A 242-nucleotide genomic window follows, 5' to 3' on the forward strand; every position below is an offset into this window, starting at 1 on the left:
GTTCAACCTGCTGCGCAATGCGCTCGATTCGCTCGGCAGTTCGGAGGTCAGGGGCGCAATTACTGCCACTCTGAGCCAGCAGGGCGACTTCGCCGTGCTTGAAGTCACTGACAATGGCCCCGGCGTTGCGCCGGAATTGCGCGACCGGCTGTTTACGCCTTTCGCAACCACGAAAAAGAACGGCATGGGACTGGGACTTGCGCTGAGCCAGAGGCTGGTGGAGCGCGCCGACGGCGAAATCC

Annotated in this window: 1 protein-coding gene; it reads left to right on the plus strand. The window is 62.4% G+C overall.

The genetic code is table 11. The annotated features are described in order from the left end of the window. On the plus strand, positions 1–242 hold a 242-nt coding region (locus SB816_RS34460; protein ID WP_410548552.1), incomplete at both ends, for an ATP-binding protein.

This window comes from Achromobacter sp. SIMBA_011, from assembly GCF_046535435.1.
Taxonomy (GTDB): Bacteria; Pseudomonadota; Gammaproteobacteria; order Burkholderiales; family Burkholderiaceae_B; genus Achromobacter; species Achromobacter dolens.